This is a genomic window from Bartonella capreoli, assembly GCF_902813205.1.
Lineage (GTDB): Bacteria > Pseudomonadota > Alphaproteobacteria > Rhizobiales > Rhizobiaceae > Bartonella > Bartonella schoenbuchensis.
The window spans coordinates 1-1,162 of the sequence record NZ_CADDZX010000051.1; the positions used below are offsets into that span (position 1 = coordinate 1).

Annotated in this window: 1 protein-coding gene and 1 pseudogene; both read right to left on the reverse strand. The window is 41.5% G+C overall.

From position 1 onward, the window contains the following. A pseudogene (locus tag J7R05_RS07180) lies at positions 1-631 on the reverse strand (filamentous hemagglutinin); the annotation flags it as partial. 97 nt (positions 632-728) lie between these two features. Next, positions 729-1,130: a hypothetical protein gene (locus tag J7R05_RS07185; RefSeq protein WP_208541715.1), complete on the reverse strand. Its 402-nt coding sequence runs from the start codon at positions 1,128-1,130 to the stop codon at positions 729-731. Positions 1,131-1,162: the final 32 nt, after the last annotated feature.

Below are 1,162 nucleotides of genomic sequence, written 5' to 3' on the forward strand. Positions count from 1 at the left end.
AAAGTTCCAGCCCTGTATTCCCATAGTTCTTTAGCAGATCCTGTACCTCCTGTGTTGAATTGGTTAAGCCAAAGAAGTCATTTTCCAGAAACTTCTGATAGCCTGCTACCATCAGTTCTGATACAGCTGTGTCTCCTTGTGGGAAGACAACAAAATAAAGCGGTTCATTTTGATTGTCTGCATGTTGCACTGCATAAACACCTCCCTCAGTTGGTGGCGTGAAAATGCCATTAAAAGAGACATGAACCTTACCATCAGAACCGGCTTGTAGGTGCTTCTTCTCCTCAGCCGTTAAATAATGCGACTGAGGTATTTTTTGTCCACGACTGTCTTTTATAGGTTTCCCATTTTCATCTGTTAAATAGATAATATTTCCCTTTTCATCACGATCCACCACGGCGATGGAGTGCTTTTTGATAAACATGGTTTTATAGGAATCATCGCTGTATTTAAACCCTTCTTCAAGCAATTGCGTCGCCATTTCACGGTTCTCATGGACGATTTGTTCCAGCCTGCCACCATCAAGCGCTTCTACAGCTTCATGAGCTGTAGCCGTGTCACGGTTAAGGGAGGCGATTGTTTGTTCCCCATTTTGCCCTGTCAGGGTATTTTGCCCTGCTTCATCTGTCAAAATGATGCTGCCATTACTGATGGTGGAATGAGCAAAAAAACCACCCTTCCAAGCAAAAGCAAGGAAGGGGAATGTTGCTCTTCAAACGCAGAAACACTTAAGGATAGCACTCATATTCTTTTGGATTCTGTTTACAAAACGGGCTATTTAAACGCTTCTTGACACTGCGCCTCGGGATAACAGCGCCAGGCTGACAAATGGGAAGGTTTTCAGATTTATAGTTCTCACACCAATTCCCATCTTTATTTTTATAACGGAAACCATCTTGGATCATGCAAGCATAAATTGTTGCATATGTATTGTTGCTTAGCTTTTTATTTTCTGGATCGACATCATAAGGAGTTGGCATGCCACATTCTAACAATGCTTTTCCTATCTCAGTAAAGTCCGCTCCAGGCTTCTCCCATGCAGCCAAATATCCTGAGGGAGGTTTATTAAATTGACATCCAGCGATACTTAACAAAGCTATTCCACTCAATAATTTTAAGATTTGTTTCATTTTTTTCTCCTTGAATCAATTTGTACTCGATG